The organism is Desulfofustis glycolicus DSM 9705, from assembly GCF_900130015.1.
GTDB lineage: Bacteria > Desulfobacterota > Desulfobulbia > Desulfobulbales > Desulfocapsaceae > Desulfofustis > Desulfofustis glycolicus.
On record NZ_FQXS01000022.1, the window covers coordinates 1 to 20,254 of the forward strand.

Below are 20,254 nucleotides of genomic sequence, written 5' to 3' on the forward strand. Positions count from 1 at the left end.
GCGGATGCCTGGCGGGATCTGGACGTGACCGTCGAGGAGGGGTTGAAAAAATTATCAACCCTGTGCGCGATGGAGCATGAAATCAACGGCAACCAGACCGGTGGCATGCTCAGCGTACCACAGCCACGGCCAAGTCTGGCTCGGTTATTCTCAGCACTGACGATTACCCCGCCCAGTGCTCTGCCGCGTCGGACTGGTCACGTAGACAGCAGAAGGAAGCTGCCGAGCAGGAGAAAATCGAAATAAATTCAGAATATTGAGGGGCAAAATCGGCCTTTCTATATTTGGAACATCCGTAATACTGTTTACTCTTGATGACGGTGCATGAAAATCTAACCCATGAGAACCAGCTTCCCAAGAATAGCCATTGTCTCGTTCCTCAGCAGAGAACAGTTTGTCAAGAATGCCTTTCACAAACATTAATTTCTCCCATACAGCCTCAGATACTCATGATAATCTTCCGGAGGCAAAACGTCCCTAGCGTTGATGTTTATACCTATCGATTGAAGTTCTTCAATGGCCTTGTGTTGCCAATTGAAATTTACAGGGAAATGCGTGATATTGGCGGAGCTTGGGGTTCCTTTCACAGCCATTGCATCACTTAGGCCCTGCGTCAGGGAGCTATAGGTCACCTGTGTTTTTGTATAGTCAAAAACTAAGGCTGACTCATGCAGTCTTGGATAAATCCAAAGATAACACGAATGACTTCCTTCAATGAGATGGGTGCTCTTCAGTTCGACGTGAATGATAGATCTTTGACCATCAACCTGAGAGTAGTTCGGTAGATGCTCTTTTTTATAGTTCTGTCTTAGGTAGTGGATGGCTCCCGAGTCCAGATATAAGCGAGTACCTGTTATTAATTGCTTATCCAACAATCCTTCTAGAAAATGTTTTCTCGAAGGAAACATTCTTTTCAAGTCCTCTTTACCTGATTTATATGAATAATTTTTAAGCGCCTCCAAGAACAAACGAAGATCCAAACGAGATAACCACCCGAGAACTTTTCTATTAAGACCTGAATCAATGACAGACCACCATTTTTGATAATTCGGATGTGTTCTCGGAACTCTTGGGTCACCACCTATGCCAAGTATAACATTCAGCCAACTTTCGTGGATTTCGGTTAAGGGTGCCCGTTCTATAAGAATTTGTAGTACTTTATGCCCCAGAAGATATTGGCCATCATATCTGGATTCGAAGGTTGATTTGTCTTGAAGCTCCTCCAGTATAGGATGGCTCTTGTTTGCCGGAATTGTTTTTAGCTGCTCAACAAAGTATATCTGCTTGGCAATTTTAAGAAATCTACCAGCTTCATAATTTTGAAGATCTAGAACACGTAACTGTTTTGAGAAATCACGTTTAAATTTTTTGCATTCGTCTGCCACCCATATAGGACCATTGTTTCCGAAAATGTATTGATGATAATCTTTCAACATCCCTTTTTTTTCCATTGCGGACAAAAGCCATTTTGCTACCGACTGCGGCTCTGGAAGCATGTCATATTGGGAGAGGTAGTGCTGATAAATATTTAAAACGAGCTGATAACTAGGCTTTGGTTTCAGGTGGTTAATTTTTCGTAATACTGTTTCGGTTAAATGGATTCGATCCTTCAGTTCAGATTCTAAAAGCATTGTCAATGCTCTTATTTTGATTGGTTTATCAAGTACCCAAGACAAGTCTTGGTTCTGAAGAATGGCATAATGTACAGCAGAATATGCTTCTTTATACTTTGCATTACCCGTTCCTGCCCTTCTTGCCATTTCTTTGATATTATTGGTGATAATTGCTAATTTTTGGGGTAGCATACCGAAGGGGTTTTCTGGCAAAACAAAATTAAGTTTCGTGATACTTATTTTCATTTCTCTATGATATCTTCAAGTTGAGAAATTGTTGGCCTTTTTACAGTAAAGCGAATGTCAATTCGTCGATTGGCAGTTCTCTGCTCTGGTGTTTCTTCAGCCAATTGAACAAGTCTGGTTGCTGCATAGCCACTCACTGAAAAAAGTTTCTGGCCAAAAGCATTTTCCATTTCAGAAAGCGATGGTGAGACAGCCAGTCGGTCCTCCCAAAACTCCCACAAAGATATAGCACGAAATGATGATAACCCCCAGTTACCCTTTACCCTGCTGGAAGCTTGGCTATCGGTATGACCTTCAAGGAACACTGTATCCAGATATTCAAAGCGCATCAAACCATTCTTAGATTTATCGAATGGTTTATTAATTGTGGCATGAAGAATTAAACCGATTTGCTCGATAGTTTGGCGTAACTTTTCGTCATCAGGAATCGTATAGCTGTTAGAATCAAAGGTGAGAGTAGTCTCTGGAATACGTAACACAGTGTCATTATCGGCAACAATCACGGTAATGTTTTGATTCGCTAATTCGTCTCGAATCTCATGAATGATGTCTCTTCTCGCTTGTTCAGCATTACGTAATTGCTGGATATCTTCTTCAATTCTTTTCTGTGTTTCTGTCAGTTCAATGATAAGTGCAACGGCAGCGAGAATGAACACCACAAGTAATGCGGACATTAAATCTGAGAAGGAGATCCAGTATGGATTTTCTTCATCAACACGGATATCATTTTGGCGTGATTCAGATCTCATCTCAATTGCTCAACTTGTCTTCAATTTCTTCTACCACATTTGATAAGGCTTGATAGGCACTCTTCATTTGTTCTGCATAATTTGTGGTGTGTCTGGCCCAGAGGTCAAGGTGCTGCTCTGTTTGCGAGTTAGCTCTTGAGGCATAATCGCTGAGCAGCGTCGTCATCTGAACAGCCAAAGCACTAACTTTATCTTCTAAGCCATGCAGAAAGGCATTCTGATGTTCTCTCATCTTATCAAATATGGAGTCAGCAGAAAGGATCAACGACTGAAGTCGCTCGGCCACCTCGTTGAATTGCGCCCTGTCATCTACCAGTTGCTGTCTATGTTCACTTATCAATTTACTTGTTAGCTGATTTTGCTCAGCAAGGTTGCTAGTGCTATTTACTGCCCCTGCTATTGCCCCGGATAGCTTAGATCCCGCATAGCTTATCTGAGAACCAAAATCATTCATCTCAGTGGATGCAGCCTTAAGTTCATTCGCACTTGTTTTCATGTTACTGCTCGCTTCAACATTTGCTTGAACAGATTCATCAAGACCAGCCTGGAGAACCTTTCCTTGCTCAATCAAGGCATTGGACGCAGAGACATGAGCATTCATCATATCTTCGATACGGCTCAACAGGGTTTCAGTGCTTTCCTTAACCTCTTTCGCTTGTTTGACAAATACGGCTTGCCGGTATCTATCACGTTCGCCAGAGATATGGTCCCTCTCATCAAAAGCTTTGCTCAGACCACTTAGTTGCTTTTCTACATACTCAGTGAGCATTTTACCCTGTTCAGCGCTCTGGCCGACTAGCTGAGAGACCTGGGTAGAAATAGTAGCAATTAATTCTTTTTCTCTTTCTGCGGAACTATTCTGATTTTGATCAAGTTTCTTTAAAAATGTGCCCATTGTAGAACTTAAGGAATTAAGCGCTTCATTGACCTTCAGAGATGCGTTATCCATCGCCACTCTTTGGTTGCTACCGAGTACACCGAACCTTTCCAGAAAGGTATCAATAAGGGTATTTAGTGCCTTTTGGTTTCCGTCAGATGTTTCATCAACTAATTTGTTTATGGCAGGAGCCATGATCTTTTCCAGACTAGATTCAAGACTTGCCTGTATTCCTTTGGTTACTTGCAACAATGATTCCTGCATTTTCTCGCCAATTTTTTCAGCTAATCCTTGCAGACTTTCGCGGGATTGCTTACCATCGTCTGCAATTCGTTGTAATTGAAACTCGGCGCTAATTCGGGGAAAAAGCTGATCTATTTTATTCTGCAACTTGTGAATGTTTTTTCTAATACTTCCTGCCAGCCACTTTTCAAAAAAATTAAAGAGGACGCTGAGTGTGACACCCCAAACTGAGGTCATGAAAGCTATTTTTGCTCCAGAGATCACTTGGGCGAGCCCGGTTTTCATTTCCTCAACAGAAACATCATTGCCGATATTGAGCTCTGAGAGACCTAATTGCAAACCAACAAAAGTTCCAATTACCCCGAGGGCTGTGAGAAATCCAGGGACAGCAGCCAGCATCCGACTTTCTGTTATTCCAGAGGCGAGTGTTGAATTATTAAAAAAATGGCGGGCATCTAAAGTATTAAGTAAGGCTAGCTCCCCATTATGCTCAACTTCAAGCAATGTCTCATCAAATTCTAGCCAAAGATGACCTTCTTGGCCTTTTCTCTTTTTTGCTTTTTCGATTAGATCGTGCCGGTTTGATGTGACCGATGAAATGTTCTGCCTACCAACCAAATTCGACAGCCATCCAATTCGCCGAAGTGAAACGAAATATACAATCAAAGACCAAAGAAAAAAGCATGAGGAAATTATTATTAAAGCAGAAACAAAGAGAGCACTTAATTGTTCACCTGTCTCTAAGGAAAAACCAACGGAATGAAAGTCAGGAAACAGCCCAATTAGATTAATATTATCTGTCATGTCTGGTTATTGTTGTATTGATTATTTCAGCCTTAAGACTCTTGATAAACCATCTTTCTCTGCCTCACTTTATGCGATAGCCATCTCGGCCACTACCAATAGACGCAGTGCTACATTGTCATACAGCGAAACAATACAATTCCATTTACTTACGCTAGGTTATCAACACATCGCGTTAATAACAAACATTTCTACCTTATTATAAATGGTCCCCAAAAGATGGACAGTTGTTTAAGCTGTACCCTACCAAGAGGATGAAGAATTGATGAGTGGGGTAAAGCATCGATAGTATCTCAGTCCCGAGCTCAAGGCCAAAGTGGGCCTGGAGGCTCCGCGAGGAGTGGAGACGATCAACCAAAATGGCCAGGAGTATGGAGACTCCTCCCTCCCTGCCTACTGTAACGCCTTTGTGGGCATTCCCCATGCACTGACCTATATCTTTAGCGGATGAAGCAGAGTCAAACAACACAAAAAGCAAGATTTCGCAGCTTCCATGTTAGGAAACTAAGACATTTTTATGATACACCCTCAAATAGAGATGCGAGAGCTTATTCTTTGCTCCAGGTTGAAAAACCCTGCATCATAGCAGTGGGGCGAGAGCTTTCCAAATTCCTCGAGAACAGATACCTAATCGTCTGCCTTCCTTTTGACAAAAATAATAGGTGGCAAGAGATGCCTCTTCTTGCAGCCGCACAAACGTTTCCCTATGCATCTCCTTTGGTTTGAATATAATTGGCACCATCATGTCAAAGTCACTGTCCCCAACGCTGCCCAGCAATTGCCCAAGAAAGGCTGTTGGCATGTTCCGCTTCACGCCGCAGACGTTCAAACATTCGCCAGCGCATCCATTTGGGTTTGAAGACAATCGGTTCCATCATATTCATATCAGCCTCCAGTTGTTTCCTAATTTTTCGTGCCCGCCGCAGCATACGATCGACTTCGCTCTCATGCTGGCTTGCGAAGTTCAATCCGTAGCAGTGACGGCAGAGGAAATATTTCCCGGCACCACATAAAACCGCTACTCGTTTATGACACCAAGGACATTCGAACCAGAGCCGGTGGCCACCAAAATGGCACTCTGAGCGTGAAAGCCGAATGGTTTGCTCGGCCGGTACCCACTCTCCATCACGGCCCCGATGATTGTAATTCAGAATGAAATTATCTCCGGCCATTCTCGCCCCAATTGTGCCGGTGGTAGAGCCGTTGCAACTCCACGAAATCGTGCCTGCATAACCTGGCCGCAAGCACCCTTGCTTTTTGAGCCAGCGAATGTCAATCCGATTCGTCTCCTCAACCGTCGATTTGGCATCCCATCGTCGTCCGCTTCCGTAGCCACCCATTAGTAACCTCCTTTTATTTTTCGAAATCAAAAGGGAAATTTAGACTTTCCTTGGTCTATGTCTCCATCAATGATCCTCGTCAAGGATCTAGAACAATCGGTTTTGGGCAGATGTCGCTCACTTCTTTTCAAGCTTGTCCTCAGGACTAACAAAGTTGACGATAATCCTCTCTGAGCATTTTGGCATTTCTCTGTCCTTCCTTCGTCGTAGATGCTTATCGAAAAGACCGTACAACTCTGCTTTTTTGGTGATTGCCGTTATTGCCGGTGAAGGCTGCTTCATCTCGAGCGCCATTTTAATGATTGCATCGTATTCAGCGACCACGCTGTCAATGGTTACCTCATGTCTGCTTCTTGCAGCTTCCTTCAACTCTTCTACCCTTAGCTGTACATTAGCATTGGACAGAAGCTTTGATGCGTTCACATGTACTGAACCCTCTTTCCAGTTACGGGCGCGTGGATAAGTCCTTCGGTATGCTTCTGAAGCGTTGCCTGTTACCACGAACTCCATGGCGAATTGTTCTTGCTTTGGTGATAGCTGGGTTATGGTCTCCATTATCTGCTCCCTTCAAAATGGTCCGCCGCAATAACTCGGTATCGCGGGCCGGTTGTTTTGCTGCCCCTTGCTCTCTTTGGCGTATGAAACGACGGTGCCGCCGATTTCGACGCTCCAGACGAAAAGCCGATAGTCGTTTCTCCATTGTCCCGGATCCGGTTGCCAGGAATTGATTGCCGCCATACCGGATACGCCGATCTCCGCACCTTCGCCAGCAGCCTGGATCGCGTCGGCTACTCCGGCTAACGCGACTCACAGGAAACGGTACTGATCGACGTTGCTGAAAACTTGACCATAGGGGTTCCCTTCTTAGTCGGGATTGACCGCAAATTGCTGACCATGCCGACCATTTCAACTCGATTTTTTTCCATGACTAATATTCACAGTATGTAGTTGTCAGGCACTACACAGAAAAGCGCCCTGTTTTTTGATTTCCTGCCATCGCGCCCATTGCCGGGGTGTTCCCTTAGGGTGAATGTGCTTCTCGATCTCGGCGTCACTCGCACCCACAGATAGCAGTGCATCCAATACCGGGGTCTGTAGCAGTCCACCACGAACCCGGAACTCGCCGCTGTGAAGATACGGTACGCCGGTGCGCTTCCTGGTCAGGATGTCAATCACCGCCTCCTTGTGACTCCGTAGACGGACAGCCATTTCTTGTGGCAGGGGTTCCGCTGCGGCATAATGCAGCCCGTTGCCCTCCACAGTAAGAACGATGCCAGCATTGAAAGAATCGCTCAAAATATCTTCCGCCGCGCTCATATAATGTCCCCCCCATAGCGCAGACCGTTATTACCGCCGAACGTCGGTCGCGGGCCGGTCGTCGTGCATAAAGAAGTTTCTTTTTCATGTTCACCATGTTCACCTTGTTCATTAGTGACGATTCTTCGACCATTTAAATGGTGAACATTGTCGCTGTTTTGGTGAACGTTGTCGGAGAAGTTCACCGGGACGTTCACCCTATGTTCACCCTTTTTCCCTTCGTAAGTACTTGATTTCTTGATACCAGGTGAATGTGGTGAACGTTGTGAACATTGTTTTTCAACTTTCTTTATATTCACGTGATAGCCGTCTTTCCGTCTTACCGGGTTGAAGTCAACCATGATGCCGATGGCCTTCAAGGCAGGAATGTGCAGCTTCAGGCGCTCTGACAATCCACGGGAAGTTTTGACGAAGTTATCCGCGGCCTTCTCGCTGATGATATTGAACAGGTTGCCAATAGTGCCTAAATATTCGCCTTGCCGCTCAATGAGGTCAATGACAGCCGTGATTGCCGGACTCGCGTCGAGTGACTCTTCAAAACTGACTGCCCGGTTCCGGTAGTATGCGGCCAGCAGATCGTTCCACCCATAAACGGTTTCCAGGGCGGAGCAGGTCTTTGCAAAGTCTGCCATCCGGGGAAGATGATCCAACTTGATCGTCGGTAGCACCCGCAGCACTTCTGCCAGACACGAAAGCAGGGAGCCGAGTATTTTCGGCAGATCGTCGGTGAACCGCTCCATCACGTTTTTCTTGGCTCGGTTTTCCCTGCTGTTGATCGGTTGCAAGGATATGCGAATAACCCGGTCAATCAAATCTGTTTGTTTCGCCAAGGAAGATATGCCGTTGAGAACGACCGGCCTTTGAATATCAACGGCCACCTCGTCGGTGTTGGTGTAGAACTTCCGCCCGGCATGACCGCCACCTGTGGACAGGCTGCAAAGTGCATCCGACATGCCCTTGGTGATCCTGCTCAGGTTGTTGTAGCTCACCAGCAGATTGTTAGCTGCCGACACAAAAACATCTTCAACGTTACCAGGTGCCGCGCGAAGGTTTACCCGGTTTGGGTCAAGAATCTCCCGAAGCATTTCTTGTGCTGTAGACTTTCCGCTTCCTGGAGAACCAAGAAGTTCCAAAATGGGATACTCCGTTCCCGGCATAAGGCATTCAAGCAGATATGATATGGTTAGCCGGATATCCTCTACGCTCATGTTTAGGTGGCTATTGAGCAGTGCCGGAAGTTCCTTATGAGAGCAGCTCACCGGAAGTGGCAACGCTCGCATTGCACTGGTGCGCCTGAAATAAACGCTTTCCTTTGAATTGATAACCCGCCAGGACCCAGGCTCGATCATAACCGCCGACCAATCATCTCGGCACAGGTCGAGGAAGTATCGCTCATTGACCTGTGCTGTCCTGAGATATACGGCTATCTCTTCGCCTTCAAAGATTGCCATCCCGGCCAGCGTGTTGGTTACGTCACTCATGACGTTGCGGTTGGCGACGATGCCGTGCTTGCGGTAAACCTTGTGGCTGATCCAGTTCCGCGCTTGTTGCGACTCCAGCGGCCATACTTGCCGGATATCGTTTTCAGTGGTCAGTATGAAGGCTGTGCCATCAGCGTCATGCTTCAACTCGGCACATTCCAGAACGGCCTTGATGACAAGCTGCGCTGAACTACTAGCCCGTTCCTCTGACTCGTCGTCCTTCACGTCATGATTGCCCCCTGGTTCCACGTTGTCGGCAAACCACTGTTCAAGCTGTTTGCGCTCACTATCATGCCACCGTGCGACCTTATCTTTATCGGAGCAAAAACGTTCAATCAGAACGTTAATATCATTGAATATTTGCTTCGTTGTCAGGTTGCTGGTCCGTGCGAGCCATCCTGCATACTTTTTCGCGGCCTGGTGAATCGTGCCAGTTTCCAGTTCATCGGTGAAGTCGGCAAGGTGGTTTCCCTCGGATCGCTTACCCCCATCGTCTTTCACCTGTCCGTTCTCGTCCGGCAATGGCAGAGCGGGGTCAGGGTTGAACAGATACCCATCGTTGTTGATGTGGCACCTGTAAAGGTGTTTTTCCAAGCACTGCCCGTAAAAAAACGGTTGGCTCTTTACCCCACTTTCACCAGCATAGGCGAACTCTAACCCAACCGACCTGCAATAATCATAAAGCTGTTTGGTCAACGTTGCCGTGCTGTCTTTATGGTACAGATCGACCGGCACAACAATTCTGGATCGGCCAGGGGTGATCGTCGGATACACCGCGTGGATGATGTCGCCCAGAGCATCGTGGATTTCTTCGACGGTAGGCAGGACACCGCCGGGCAGAGGTTTATCAACGTCGAGTGGAAGTAGATAGCAAACCGCTAAATGGGCATCATCGCGTTGGTCAGTAATAACCCCGCGAACGAAGTATTGACCGTTATCGGCCTTTGCTTTAGATGAGGTGTCCGGCAGTACCATCAGGTCGTTTTTGAACCGCTGACAAAGTTCGTCCCAGCCGACCACCTCCTGCTGCGTGGTGTTGCTGACCGGAGCCGAAAAAACGCTTACCAAAAATGCACGCGGTACGCTGTTTTTTAACCCTTGATTTGTTGGATCATGCATGCTAATTTTCCTTTACAGAGTTGATATGTTCTGGTTTTTGAATAGCCGGGTTGCCGCAAACAACCCGGTTTTTCAGTTTCGTACATAACAACGCCAGCAAACGGTATACGCCGGTTACGGCTGCAGCAATCTCTGAGCAAGTCATACCGCCCTCCTGTCTAGCCATGCTAGAACCTCGTCCAACCTGAAACGTCGATATTTGCCGATTCTCAGGTGAGGTATTCTGTTCACATCTTGCCGTCGTGTCTGAGCGTAGACCCAGCTTTCTGGTACTCTCAACTTTGAAGCGAGCTCAGGGACCGTCAGCAACTCATCATCATCCACATCTTTCCCAACACTCCCCTCAACAATTGATTTCAGCCGCTCGACTTCGTCAATCATCTGGTTAAAGGCTCCTCTCAGTTCCTGCATGCAACCCCTCCTTCCGAGAAAAGTTCTCTGGCAGGCTTACCAATCACAGATGCAATCGCATGCTTCTGTCCGGCATCAAGATTATACCGGCCATTTACCGCCATGCTGATTATTGGCTGAGGAATTTTTGTCCTCATTTCCAGTAGCTTCTGAGTGATCCCACGTTCCAACATTGCCTCTTTCAGTGCCACATTCTTCATTCCTTCCTCCCGTGTTGTTAACCGACGGTTGTGGTTAAGTCGTGAATGATGACTTATCGTTTAGATTCAAAAAAAATCCTAACCCTTTTTATTGATGCCAATTTTCTCGGCAAATTCCTTTAGAGTCGGATAAACAGGGATAAACGAGGTATGAATATTCCTTTCTTCCCAACCTGGGTCGTCGTCACAAAGGCGGACCAGATTGTAATGTTCTATTACATAGCTAATCTTCTTTTCCCTATTCAGCCACTCATGGCCATCTTTACCCGCCCCCTTAGCAATAAGGCGATACCCCTTTGCAGTTTTTGTAACACAGAGGGTCCAGTTAGTTTCACCAACCGGATAACCAGTAACGGTTCCATCATCAAACTCAATTTCAGACCAAGATTCTTTTCCTCGGTTTTTCAGGTAATCGTCTATAGGAAAATAGCCTACAGAGACTAGCCATTCGGGGAGAATACGAGACATCCTTTTCGCCTCTTCTAGAGGGACACTATGATGGTTGACAGCCAACCCACACAAATAGACGATAAACGCATCCTCAAGCGTCAACATCCGCTCCTTACCCGATGACTGCCCGGCTTCGGGGTCGACACCCAGAAACTCCCTGGCATGCCGCCTCTGCTTGGCAAGATTGATGCCCAGTAGTTTCGCTAGCTCTTTGTTGGAATACTCCATCTCTCCACCTGATGTTAAGTCGTTAACCGCAACATACCATCTTTATAAATAATTGCAACACAAAGATGTACCAGAATGTCTATTGCAACCAGCGTGCCAAATGCTCATTGATGTGTTAGGCACACAAAAGCAACAATTTACTGTTACAATTTATGAAAGCAAACTTTCCTAACCGACAATTGTCTCATAAAAAACACACACACTGTGTCTTCCTGCCCACAGCGGCGGCATCATCGAAACTGTTACCAGATTGTTACCACATTGAGAAAACTATAGGCGGATAAGAAAGAATAAGATAGAAAATGGATACGCTAGTTGCCTGATTTTGTTCGTCTTGGGAAACACTGGGCAATGACATAAATATTTAAAATCACACTGCAAAACCATTATTCAGCGGTTCAAATCCGCTCGCCGCCTCCAAAAATATGAAGGAGTTATCGGTTTGTCACCGGTAGCTCCTTTTTTTTTGCGCAGTAGTAAAAACAGCATTCTCAAGCCGGAAAGCCGCGGCGGGGTTCTCTGTTTACAGGAAATGCCGTCAGATGTCCAGGGCGCCCTTGCTCCTGCTCCGTCCCATGTGCACCTGGATATACTTTATGGGGGAGGCAAGGTCAATCTGTATAGTGGCATAGGTGTGCGTACCAACGATCACGAAATCGACATCAGTTTCGACGTCGATCGCGATAAGCCTTAAGGCTGCCTCGAAACATTTAGCAACGCCAGGAACAGCCGTTACTTTTCCCTACAGGAGACAACGGCGAGCAGAGCACCAGAAAAGGCCAGCAGATAAGCTCCGCCGACCGCCGGGGTCAGGGCTGCATAGCCGTATTGAAAGGCAAGCAGTGCGGCGCCTGGAGCGGCGAGGACCGCAACGGCTCCGTCAATCCCGCAGGCCCATGGAACCTGCCGCACATCTCTTTGTGCCAGCAGGCGCACGCCAAGAGGAAATGGGATGCCCATCGGTACAGCGGCAAGCATCAGAAAAAACATAGCAGCCCCGCCCCTTACAGCTGCCGGCGAGGCCATCAGCGAAGCGACAGCGATATCCAGACCTTTGAGGGTTGCAACCGTTATTCCTGCAATGACCAGCGTCAGCCCTGCCAACCACAGAGGTGTGGCGACAATCCTGCGGCTCAGGCCACTGCCGATTCCCATGCCACACAATAACGCGGTGATAACCAGAGCGACACTGGTCAGCGCGTTCCCCCACAGCGGCATCAACCGCTGAATCAAGGCCACCTCAAAGAGCATGAAACCGGCGCCCAGCCCGGTGAAATAGATTAGCGTAAAAGGTTGACGTAGCGGGGACAGAGAAAGCGGTACGAGCGGGCCGAGGACAAGCAGCAGGACTGCCGCCGCCAACAGGTAGAGGAGCATCTGCAGAATCACCAGCCCCCGTTCGCTGACACTCAAAAATTCCAGATCCGCACCCCTATCACCGAGCCGCAGAAACTGATTGAAAAAGGGGCGATCATCGCTCGGCGCACGGATATCAAAGCGATATGAACTGCGCAAAAACTCGGGATCCGGCCCTATCAAGGCTGCCAACATGTCATCGAGCAGATCCTCCCGGGATCCGTGGTGCCGATCGGTATGCCCCGACGGCCACAGCACATCAAACCCCTTGCCGCCCGCAAAGGATTCTATCCGCCGGATAGACTCCGGGCCGAAAGGCTGCGGGCCAGCGAGCAACGTCATTGAGCCCCAACCGCGCACGATAGCGATGTGCTCCGCCGGATCCTGAATACCGCCATTACGCAAAACAGTGACCGCCAGATCGGTAATCCTCAGGGCATGACGCAACGGCTCGTCCAACCACACATTAAAGGCGAGATACCCGGAGGGTGCCAGCTGTCTAAAGGCACGACCCACAGCCTCGACGGTGAACAGAGAATCTTCACCGAGTGTCTGTAAACCGGTTGGCCCGCCGAACATTCCGCGGGCCGGAAAGACAACCAGATCGTAGGTGGGAAGATTTGTCCGCGCCAAGAAACGACGCGGATCGCTGACATCAACCTGCGCGCGAGCCGGCAGCAGGGGGCGAATCAGCTCGGCAATGCGGTGATGTGGTTCAACGATCGTCATGGCGGCATTATCAGCCTGTGCCAGGTGGAGGTACGGTGTACCGCCCGGTGCGAGGAAGAGGGCCGACTCGACCGCGCCGGCGACAAAAGGCAGGGCTCGCGGCGTTTCCGCCAGTATCAGGGCGGCGGAATCTTCTTTAGGCAACAGAACTCCGGACATATTTCCATCGATGAAAAGGTGCGGGGGCGAAGGCACCGGGCCGAGGTACTCTAGGCTGAGATCGGGTGCATAACGCAATGCCGGAGACTGCACGACTTCAACACGCCCGAGCGGATGCGGCAGCGGGCCGCTTCGTGAAGCGTTAGGCAGTTGCAGGGCGGAACTGATATCCTTGTATGGAGAGCGAGGCAGAGCAGGTGCCTGCAGGGCGAACAGTGCAATGGCGAACAGTGACAGCACGAGCGGTATCCTGCCAGGCCGGGCCGGCAGAGACGCCACCCAGGCAAACAGAGCCAGGACCGACACGCTATGCTCCGGCAGGCTCCAGCGCAAGATGAACAACACTGCTGCTGCACCCGCCGCTGATCCGAGCAGATTGGCACCGTAAAGCCGGCCGATTCTCTGAGGTCGAGTTGAAAAGGCGATGGAAAGCGCGGCCGCTCCCGAAAAAAACGGCAGGAACGCTATAGCGCCCAGCCCGCTCAGACGGAGCCACTGCGAAGCGTCGACGAACAGCAGATCAACCTCCAGACCGCGCAGAAGCGCCCGTGCTGGAAACGGCAACCAGGCAGTGCTGACTGCGCAGAACAGCAGGGCCGGACCGTAGAAACGCTCCAGCCTGATGCGGCATAGTCTCTGTAACAGGGTCAGAAGCGATCCTCCGGCACCAAAGCCCAGCAGGGCAATGGAGAGAATAACATAGGCCAGATGATGCCCCTGGGCGTAGCCGACCGCCTGCATCAAAACGATCTGCAGTGCCAGCAGCAGAAACGATATCAGTGCGACGGAGAGCACGGTCATGACCGCTGTTACCTCACACCCGCGTCGTCCCCTCGGGTAAAGGGCACAAAACGTACCGGCAGCATATTGCGCGTCGTAAGCTCTCCCTTCTCTTTCTCCACTAGGACCAGCTGTTGAACACGGAAGCGAGAGCCGACCGGGATGATCATCCGGCCGCCGTCCTTCAGCTGCTCGATCAGAGGCGGCGGAATATGCGGAGTGGCTGCGGTTACGACGACGGCATCAAAGGGGGCGTGCTCTTCCCAGCCGTAATAGCCATCGGCCTGCTTCACCATGACGTTTTCATAGCCGGCCGCCGCGAGTCGCGCCTCGGCCCACTTCGCCAACGGGGCGATAATCTCGACGGTGTAGACCTCTTCGACAAGTTCGGCCAGCACGGCAGCCTGATAACCCGATCCCGCGCCGATCTCCAGTACCTTGAACGGTGGCTGTGGGCGAATGAGTTCGGTCATCAGGGCGACGATATAGGGTTGGGAAATGGTCTGCCCGTGCCCTATCGGAAGGGGCCGGTCATCGTAGGCAAACGGCACCTGGGAATCCGGAACAAACAGGTGACGTTCTGCCCTGCGCATCGCCTCGAGTACGCGCGGGGCGCTTACACCGCGGGCCTCAATCTGCTCAGCGACCATGGCCAGACGCCTTTCCTCCATGACGTCCATTCCGTCTTGACACAGGCCTGCCGCCGGAAACCACCCGCCCCGCAGGCCAAGAAAAGCAAGTAAAAGTAAGAGAAGCCATGTTCTTTTCATGATGCCCATCCGTAAATCGATTGCAGTTGCTGGTGTGCAGATATTCGCCTCGACCGACAGAGGATGGGAGCCCCCCACCGTCCGGTCCGACAACGCGAAAAGGTGACACCGTATCCCTTGCTCCTTACAAGCTATCTCTCTTTGGCTGATATTTCCAGATCTTTACCGCCGGAAAAACCGAGACAAGCATGCGATACGGGACCAAACGATCCAGAGAAAAGAGCAAGACATCATCCGCACTATCTTCTCCAATATGGTTTTGCTGCATTGACCTGGCTGGTTCTTTGTTGGCACGGTCTTTTGGGAATGCAGAATAAAGCGACTGCTCAGCACTTCACCTAGCACCGACTCGAGGGGTCCGTCAGGAACAGCGGTTTCCGGCAACCATTGACACGGGCATCTTCATTACCAAAGTCTTTCTATGCCTGTTTCTGCATGGAGGACTTGGTCATGGCCATACTCGAAATCTTTTCGGACTATATCTGACCCTGGTGTTATTTCATTACCGGGAGTATTGAAAAACTGATTGATAACTACGATATACAAATTCACTGGCGAGCCTTTCCGCTCCATCCAGAGACCCCGGAACAGGGGCGCTCCCTGGAAGAGCTTTTTGCCGGCTCAACCATCGAGGTCACTCAGATGCTCGCACATCTCAACCAGGTGGCCCAGTCGCTTGGACTCCCCTTTGGTCCGAGAAAGAAAACCTATAACAGCAGACTGGCCCAGGAATTGGGGCTGTGGGCGGAAACGAGGGGAAAGGGCCACCGTTTTCACCTGGCGGCGTTCCACGCCTATTTCGCCAAGGGACAAAACCTGGCGAAAAAAGACGCCCTTCTCGAAATAGCCGTGACGGCGGGACTCGACCCGGCTGCCGCGGAGAAAGTCATTAAGGAGCGATCCTTCAGCGCTCGCGTTCTCGCCGATTGGCAGCTCTCCAGAGAAAAAGGCGTCACCGCCGTTCCCACCTTGATCATGAACGACTCGTCCCTGACCGGAGCCCGGCCCTACAGCGATATTGCCCGCTTTGTCGAGACAGCAGGCAAGGTGCCGGCAAAGTTTGCCGGGCGGTGATAGACCACCAGCGGGAAGATGCTGGGCCGGCGCCTGTTCTTCTCGCTGGAACGCGAACCTGTTCACGGGTAAAAATCGCTCGCCGGAGTTCCGTCTGCGATTCCCGGTCTTTCGGAAATATGAAAATTCTTGCCGTGCCTCACTGGACAGACCTCCTCCAAAATGATATCTATCTATCTAGATATAGATGACAATTGATACATTTTTTGATACTTCCCATGCACAACGTGTGTTCCTTTGAGGTGGCGGGGGGTTCAGAAAACAAAAACAAGCGACGATGGCTTGAAAGATGAAGGTTGCCTCACCCACTATTCACAGTATCGACTATATAGAGGAAATCTGGCAGCGTTATCAGCAGGACCCCTATGGTGTATCGGCCTCCTGGCGAGAGTATTTCGATAAATTGGGTCAGGCCCGGTCATCCGTGCAAGCGACCCCGCTTCCACCGATCGCTCTCGGCAAGAAACAACTTAGCCAGGGATTCGGGCCGGGCGGTAAGCTCTGTGCGGGGTGCGGCAGGGCCGAGGCGATGTCGTTTCTGCAGTACAATGTCAGTTTGCTGGTACGAAACTACCGGGTACGCGGCCACCTCCTCGCCAAGGTCAGTCCCTTGAGAAGACCACCGCGGTCATTTCCGGAACTGGAGCCAGAATATTACGGGATGAGTGAAGAGGATTTTGATCTCCTCTTCAATTTTGGCCATATTTCCGGACAACAGGCCAAGCCCCTACGCAGTATCATCGAGATTCTGAAAAAAACCTACACGGAGTGCATCGGTGTGCAGTTCATGCATATCGATGCCCTGGTTGAAAGGGAATGGCTGCAGGAGCGGATGGAATCCTCAAGAAACACCCTCGTTCTTGCCAAAAAGCAGCAGGTCAGGATTCTCGAACAGCTAACCGATGCGGTCGTGTTCGAGCAATTCATCCAAAAGAAATTTGTCGGAGCCAAATCGTTTTCCCTGGAAGGAGCGGAAACCCTCATCCCGCTCCTCGACCAGGCTATCGACAAGGCCGTTGCCCAAGGGGTGGACACTATTGTGATCGGCATGCCCCATCGAGGTCGGCTCAACGTGCTGGCCAATATCATGGGAAAACATCCGCATACGATTTTCGGCGAATTCAAGGACGCCGATGCGGAACTCAATATCGGACGCGGTGATGTCAAGTATCATAAAGGATATCATCGCGAGTGGCGCACTGACGAGGGGAATAAGATCACGCTTGATCTCTCTTTCAACCCCAGTCATCTGGAATTTGTCGGACCGGTCGCCCAGGGGGCGCTCAAGGCCCGGCACATTAAAAGAGGCGACGACACAGCGCAGAGAGGGCTGTTGATCCTGATTCACGGGGACGCGGCAATCGCCGGAGAGGGAATCGTGCAGGAGACCCTTAACCTGAGCGGACTTTCCGGTTTCTCCGTGGGGGGAACGCTGCATGTGGTGGTCAATAACGAGATCGGCTTTACCACCTTGCCGGAGGAAGGCCGCTCGACTGTCTATGCCAGCGATGTCGCGAAGATGCTCCAGTCCCCGATCTTTCACGTCAACGGCGAGGTCCCCGATGCGGTGGCCCAGTGTCTCGATGTAGCGCTTGATTTTCGGCAGAAATTCAAACGGGACGTGGTCCTCGATATGTACTGCTATCGCCGCCGGGGGCACAACGAGGGGGATGAGCCACGCTTCACCCAACCAACGATGTATCAGTTGATCGACAAACGACCCACCGTAATGACGCGCTATACGGAACACCTGGTTTCCCTTGGCGAGTTGACCGCGGATGAGGCGGAAAAAATCAGACGCTCCCGAGAACAGTTCCTGGAGGAGGAGTACGGGAAACTGGTGACCGACCAGGAGAGCGATGCCGACCATGGTTGTCTGTTCATGCCCACAACCGGCTCCTACCGCGGCGGGGCGGACGCCGAGGTTCCGGAGGCCTTGACGGGAGTGGACAGTGAAACGCTGGTGCGCTTGGGCAGGGCGTTAACCACCCTTCCTGCCGGCTTCACGGTTCACCCGAAGCTCGGCAAGCTGCTTGAAGCCCGGCGGCAGATGTGCACCGAACACGGTCAGCTGGACTGGGGCGCCGCTGAAGGACTGGCCCTTGCCTCCCTGGTCGATCAGCAGGTGGCCGTGCGACTATGCGGCCAGGACAGTCAGCGAGGGACGTTCAGTCATCGTCACAGCGTCCTGCACGACAGCGAAAATGGTGACAGCTATACGCCGCTTGCCGCCATCAGTCCTTCGCAAGGCCGGATCGATATCGTCAACAGTCCGCTGACCGAAGGAGCGGTTCTCGGCTTCGAATACGGCTATTCAACCGCCTTTCCCGAATCCCTGGTGGTTTGGGAAGCGCAGTTTGGTGATTTCGCCAACGCGGCGCAGGTGTATATCGATCAGTTCATCGCCTCAGCCGAGACCAAATGGAATCTGCTGTCGGGCCTGGTGCTTCTGTTGCCCCATGGCCTGGAAGGCACCGGGTCGGAACACGCCAGCGCCCGCCTTGAACGGTTTCTGGCCCTGGCAGCAACCGACAACTATCAAGTAGTCTACCCCACTGAACCGTCGCAGATCTTTCATCTATTAAGACGACAAGTGCTGCGGAAGATCCGCAAGCCGCTGATCGTCATGTCGCCGAAAAGCCTGCTCAGGCATCCCCGGTCCGTTTCTTCGTTATCTGCTCTGACCACCGGCTCGTTTCGCAAAATTATCGCTGATGAGGGGGTGGCTCAAGAAGCGGTGCAGCGGATTTTGTTGTGTACCGGGAAGGTCTACTACGATTTACTGCAAGGCCGGCAGGAAAGGGAATTGACCAATGTTGCCATCATCCGCATCGAACAATTGTACCCTTTGCCGGAAGAAACGCTATTGTCGGCACTGAGGCCCTACCCCAAAGGCATACCGCTGATCTGGGTGCAGGAGGAACCGCTCAACATGGGGGCCTATCCGTTTATGTATCTGAAATACGGCATGCTCCTCAGCAGATACTGGCGTTTTGCCCGGGTCGGCCGTCCGGAATCGGCAACACCGGCGACGGGATCGGCGGCCAGTCATAAGCTCGAGCAGAGACGGCTGATAGAAGAAGCCTTTACCGGTGGAGGACACACATGATAATCGATGTTGAAGTGCCTGAACTGGGGGAATCGATTACCGAGGTCGAGGTCGGCGAGTGGCTGGTTGCCACCGGGGACTCGGTGCAGCAGGACGATCCCTTGGTCGCCATCGAGTCCGAGAAGGCAACCGTAGAACTTCCCGCTCCCCAGGCGGGAGTCCTGGTGGAGATTGTCAAACAGCAGGGCGAGGTGGTTCCGATCGGCGAGATCATCGCTCGTATCGATACCACACAGACTGACAACGACGGAGAAAAGAAGACCTCCTCCGCACTCTCCCAACCCGAAGACACGGCCGGCGCAGGGGAAAAAAAGGTGATGCCGGCGGCTGCCGGGGTGCTGGCCCGAAATCAGCTCTCTGCGGAGCAGGTGGCCGGCTCCGGCCCCGGCGGGCGAATATTAAAAGAGGATGCCGTGCGGGAGGCGGCAAAACAACCGGTGAGACCGGAGCCGCCAGAACAGCCCCGGCCTGCCCCGTCGTCGATGGAAGATGGAGCAGTAAAAGGTGAGCACCGAGTCCCGATGACCCTGTTGCGCCGGACTGTCGCCAGCCGCTTAGTGGAAGCCAAGCAGAGTATGGCGATGTTGACGACCTTTAACGAGGTGGACATGTCGCAGGTCAAACAGCTACGGGCGACGCTGGGAACGCAATTTTCCGAGAAACATGGCGTGCGGCTCGGGTTCATGTCCTTTTTTGTCAAGGCAGCCATCGGTGGTCTGGGCGATTTCCCCCTGGTGAACGCCAGGATAGAGGGGAATGATATCGTCTATCATGATTATTGTGACATCGGCGTGGCCATAGGAGGCGGCAAGGGGTTGGTGGTGCCGGTAATCCGCCGGGCGGAACAGCTGAGTTTTGCCGACATAGAACGAACAATTGCCGATTTCGGCCAACGCGCCAAGAACAGCACCCTCTCGCCCGAAGAGCTGAGCGATGGAACATTCACCATCAGTAACGGCGGCGTGTACGGATCAATGCTGTCGACACCCATCATCAATCCGCCGCAAAGCGCCATTCTCGGCCTCCATGCAATCAAAGACCGGCCGGTGGTGGTTGATGGCGAAATCACCATCCGCCCGCTCATGTACCTGGCGCTTTCCTACGATCACCGCATCATCGACGGCCGCGAAGCGGTGAGTTTTCTCAAGAGCATCAAGGAGAGAATCGAAATGCCGGAAAAACTCCTCCTGGAGATTTGA

The 20,254-nt window shown here is 51.1% G+C and carries 16 protein-coding genes and 2 pseudogenes; 5 read left to right on the forward strand and 13 right to left on the reverse strand.

The features are described 5' to 3' along the window. Positions 1–246, forward strand: a pseudogene (locus BUC26_RS23610) (IS1634 family transposase); the annotation flags it as partial. Positions 247–419: 173 nt separating this feature from the next. Here the strand turns inward: BUC26_RS23610 and BUC26_RS16035 are convergent. The 11 genes from BUC26_RS16035 to BUC26_RS16080 form a co-directional block, all read right to left on the reverse strand. Continuing rightward, positions 420–1,859 (reverse strand): EH signature domain-containing protein, encoded by a 1,440-nt coding sequence (locus tag BUC26_RS16035; RefSeq protein ID WP_073377620.1) that lies wholly within the window; start codon positions 1,857–1,859, stop codon positions 420–422. Beyond that, positions 1,856–2,608, reverse strand: coding sequence for an OmpA/MotB family protein (locus tag BUC26_RS16040; RefSeq protein ID WP_073377621.1), 753 nt, complete (start codon positions 2,606–2,608; stop codon positions 1,856–1,858). Before BUC26_RS16040 ends, BUC26_RS16035 begins: the two co-directional genes overlap by 4 nt. 1 nt (position 2,609) lies before the next feature. Then, the gene (zorA, locus tag BUC26_RS16045) at positions 2,610–4,532 is read right to left on the reverse strand and encodes an anti-phage ZorAB system protein ZorA (protein WP_073377623.1); all 1,923 of its coding nucleotides are present in this window, start codon (positions 4,530–4,532) and stop codon (positions 2,610–2,612) included. A 752-nt stretch (positions 4,533–5,284) separates the two neighbouring features. Continuing rightward, entirely contained in the window at positions 5,285–5,872 is a 588-nt protein-coding gene (locus BUC26_RS16050; RefSeq protein WP_073377624.1) for a hypothetical protein, read from the reverse strand. A gap of 117 nt (positions 5,873–5,989) precedes the next feature. Next, positions 5,990–6,427 carry a terminase small subunit gene (locus BUC26_RS16055; protein WP_073377625.1) on the reverse strand — a complete coding sequence of 146 codons (438 nt, stop codon included), beginning with the start codon at positions 6,425–6,427 and terminating at the stop codon, positions 5,990–5,992. Positions 6,428–6,823: 396 nt separating this feature from the next. Further along, entirely contained in the window at positions 6,824–7,189 is a 366-nt protein-coding gene (locus BUC26_RS16060) for a hypothetical protein (RefSeq protein ID WP_073377627.1), read from the reverse strand. Continuing rightward, positions 7,186–9,789, reverse strand: coding sequence for a hypothetical protein (locus BUC26_RS16065; RefSeq protein ID WP_073377628.1), 2,604 nt, complete (start codon positions 9,787–9,789; stop codon positions 7,186–7,188). Before BUC26_RS16065 ends, BUC26_RS16060 begins: the two co-directional genes overlap by 4 nt. 1 nt (position 9,790) lies before the next feature. Further along, entirely contained in the window at positions 9,791–9,934 is a 144-nt protein-coding gene (locus BUC26_RS23465) for a hypothetical protein (protein WP_161949872.1), read from the reverse strand. Then, entirely contained in the window at positions 9,931–10,200 is a 270-nt protein-coding gene (locus BUC26_RS16070) for a helix-turn-helix domain-containing protein (RefSeq protein WP_073377630.1), read from the reverse strand. The genes BUC26_RS23465 and BUC26_RS16070 overlap by 4 nt, the downstream gene beginning before the upstream one ends. After that, on the reverse strand, positions 10,188–10,400 hold the full coding sequence (locus tag BUC26_RS16075) for a helix-turn-helix domain-containing protein (RefSeq protein ID WP_073377631.1): 213 nt from the start codon (positions 10,398–10,400) through the stop codon (positions 10,188–10,190). The genes BUC26_RS16070 and BUC26_RS16075 overlap by 13 nt, the downstream gene beginning before the upstream one ends. Positions 10,401–10,478: 78 nt before the next feature. Next, positions 10,479–11,078 (reverse strand): hypothetical protein, encoded by a 600-nt coding sequence (locus tag BUC26_RS16080; RefSeq protein ID WP_073377632.1) that lies wholly within the window; start codon positions 11,076–11,078, stop codon positions 10,479–10,481. A gap of 442 nt (positions 11,079–11,520) precedes the next feature. On the opposite strand from BUC26_RS16080, the gene BUC26_RS23070 reads away from it, so the two are divergent. Next, the gene (locus BUC26_RS23070; protein WP_143166044.1) at positions 11,521–11,772 is read left to right on the forward strand and encodes a hypothetical protein; all 252 of its coding nucleotides are present in this window, start codon (positions 11,521–11,523) and stop codon (positions 11,770–11,772) included. Between the two features lie 38 nt (positions 11,773–11,810). On the opposite strand, the gene BUC26_RS16085 is transcribed toward BUC26_RS23070, so the two are convergent. Together BUC26_RS16085 and BUC26_RS16090 are read right to left on the reverse strand one after the other, a co-directional pair. Beyond that, positions 11,811–14,123, reverse strand: coding sequence for a hypothetical protein (locus BUC26_RS16085; RefSeq protein ID WP_073377634.1), 2,313 nt, complete (start codon positions 14,121–14,123; stop codon positions 11,811–11,813). Positions 14,124–14,131: 8 nt separating this feature from the next. Next, the gene (locus BUC26_RS16090) at positions 14,132–14,773 is read right to left on the reverse strand and encodes a protein-L-isoaspartate(D-aspartate) O-methyltransferase (RefSeq protein WP_073377635.1); all 642 of its coding nucleotides are present in this window, start codon (positions 14,771–14,773) and stop codon (positions 14,132–14,134) included. Positions 14,774–15,370: 597 nt separating this feature from the next. On the opposite strand from BUC26_RS16090, the pseudogene BUC26_RS16095 reads away from it, so the two are divergent. The 3 genes and pseudogenes from BUC26_RS16095 to odhB form a co-directional block, all read left to right on the forward strand. Further along, positions 15,371–15,946: pseudogene (locus BUC26_RS16095) on the forward strand (DsbA family oxidoreductase); the annotation flags it as partial. A gap of 289 nt (positions 15,947–16,235) precedes the next feature. Continuing rightward, on the forward strand, positions 16,236–19,055 hold the full coding sequence (locus BUC26_RS16100; RefSeq protein ID WP_073377638.1) for a 2-oxoglutarate dehydrogenase E1 component: 2,820 nt from the start codon (positions 16,236–16,238) through the stop codon (positions 19,053–19,055). Beyond that, positions 19,052–20,254: a 2-oxoglutarate dehydrogenase complex dihydrolipoyllysine-residue succinyltransferase gene (odhB, locus tag BUC26_RS16105; protein WP_073377639.1), complete on the forward strand. Its 1,203-nt coding sequence runs from the start codon at positions 19,052–19,054 to the stop codon at positions 20,252–20,254. The genes BUC26_RS16100 and odhB overlap by 4 nt, the downstream gene beginning before the upstream one ends.

What these genes read in the sequence shown, in the direction of transcription:
- BUC26_RS16035 (WP_073377620.1), bottom strand. Translation starts at nt 1,859, where the DNA reads ATGAAAATAAGTATCACGAAACTTAATTTTGTTTTGCCAGAAAACCCC.
- BUC26_RS16040 (WP_073377621.1), bottom strand. Translation starts at nt 2,608, where the DNA reads ATGAGATCTGAATCACGCCAAAATGATATCCGTGTTGATGAAGAAAAT.
- zorA (WP_073377623.1), bottom strand. Translation starts at nt 4,532, where the DNA reads ATGACAGATAATATTAATCTAATTGGGCTGTTTCCTGACTTTCATTCC.
- BUC26_RS16050 (WP_073377624.1), bottom strand. Translation starts at nt 5,872, where the DNA reads ATGGGTGGCTACGGAAGCGGACGACGATGGGATGCCAAATCGACGGTT.
- BUC26_RS16055 (WP_073377625.1), bottom strand. Translation starts at nt 6,427, where the DNA reads ATGGAGACCATAACCCAGCTATCACCAAAGCAAGAACAATTCGCCATG.
- BUC26_RS16060 (WP_073377627.1), bottom strand. Translation starts at nt 7,189, where the DNA reads ATGAGCGCGGCGGAAGATATTTTGAGCGATTCTTTCAATGCTGGCATC.
- BUC26_RS16065 (WP_073377628.1), bottom strand. Translation starts at nt 9,789, where the DNA reads ATGCATGATCCAACAAATCAAGGGTTAAAAAACAGCGTACCGCGTGCA.
- BUC26_RS23465 (WP_161949872.1), bottom strand. Translation starts at nt 9,934, where the DNA reads ATGACTTGCTCAGAGATTGCTGCAGCCGTAACCGGCGTATACCGTTTG.
- BUC26_RS16070 (WP_073377630.1), bottom strand. Translation starts at nt 10,200, where the DNA reads ATGCAGGAACTGAGAGGAGCCTTTAACCAGATGATTGACGAAGTCGAG.
- BUC26_RS16075 (WP_073377631.1), bottom strand. Translation starts at nt 10,400, where the DNA reads ATGAAGAATGTGGCACTGAAAGAGGCAATGTTGGAACGTGGGATCACT.
- BUC26_RS16080 (WP_073377632.1), bottom strand. Translation starts at nt 11,078, where the DNA reads ATGGAGTATTCCAACAAAGAGCTAGCGAAACTACTGGGCATCAATCTT.
- BUC26_RS16085 (WP_073377634.1), bottom strand. Translation starts at nt 14,123, where the DNA reads ATGACCGTGCTCTCCGTCGCACTGATATCGTTTCTGCTGCTGGCACTG.
- BUC26_RS16090 (WP_073377635.1), bottom strand. Translation starts at nt 14,773, where the DNA reads ATGGAGGAAAGGCGTCTGGCCATGGTCGCTGAGCAGATTGAGGCCCGC.
- BUC26_RS16100 (WP_073377638.1), top strand. Translation starts at nt 16,236, where the DNA reads ATGAAGGTTGCCTCACCCACTATTCACAGTATCGACTATATAGAGGAA.
- odhB (WP_073377639.1), top strand. Translation starts at nt 19,052, where the DNA reads ATGATAATCGATGTTGAAGTGCCTGAACTGGGGGAATCGATTACCGAG.